The organism is Methylobacterium sp. WL6 (assembly GCF_008040095.1).
GTDB lineage: Bacteria > Pseudomonadota > Alphaproteobacteria > Rhizobiales > Beijerinckiaceae > Methylobacterium.
On sequence record NZ_VRVH01000613.1, the window covers coordinates 1 to 898 of the forward strand.

1 protein-coding gene is annotated in these 898 nt (G+C 74.7%); it reads left to right on the forward strand.

Annotation, left to right across the window (positions count from 1 at the left end):
- The coding region (locus tag FV230_RS28750) for an alpha/beta hydrolase (protein ID WP_147844781.1) at positions 1-825 on the forward strand (825 nt) is incomplete at its 5' end.
- Positions 826-898: the final 73 nt, after the last annotated feature.

Here is an 898-nt window from a genome sequence, read left to right on the forward strand (position 1 = left end):
CGCCGCGCCGGCACGCCCGCCTCGCCCGCGATGCCGCGCAGCGCCCGCGCCGAGACCATGACGATCGACGGCCCCGGCGGCCCGCTGAACCTGCGGGTGATCCGCCCCCGGGCCGGCGTGAAGCTGCGCGGCGCCTACCTGCACATCCACCGCGGCGGCTGGGTCTGGGGCTCGGCCGACGAGCAGGACCCGTGGCTCGAGCGGATCGCCGACACCTGCGGCTTCGTCTGCCTCTCGGTCGAGTACCGCCTCGCCCCCGAGCATCCCTACCCAGCGGCGCTCCTCGATTGCGAGGCGGCGGCGCTCTGGCTCGCCGGCCCGGGCAAGGCCGAATTCGGCATCTCGGCGCTGACCATCGGCGGCGAATCGGTCGGGGCGCACCTCGCGGTGATGGTGCTGCTGCGCCTGCGCGACAAGCACCGGCTTCCGCGCGCCTTCCGCGGCGCGAACCTCAACGCCGGCTTCTTCGACCTCGGGCTGACCCCGTCGGTGCGCAACTGGGGCGACGAGCGCCTCGTGTGCAACACCACCGACCTCACCGCCTTCGCCGACGGCTACGTCCGCAACGGCATCGACCGGCGCCGGCCGGACGTGTCGCCGATCTACGCCGACCTCAAGGGCTTGCCGCCGGCCCTGTTCACCGTCGGGACCTGCGACCCGCTGCTCGACGACACGCTCTACATGTCCGCCCGCTGGGCGGCGGCGGGCAACGGCGGCCACACGGCGGTCTATCCCGGCGGCTGCCACGTCTTCATCCGCTATCCCGGCGCGATGACGGAGCGGGCGCTGGAGCTGATCGACCGCTTCCTGATGGCGCTCGCCTGAGCCGGCGCGCGGCGGCCGACCCAAGCGCCCTGCCGCCGGCCTTCGCCGCCTGGTTCGCCGCGCGCGGCTGGGC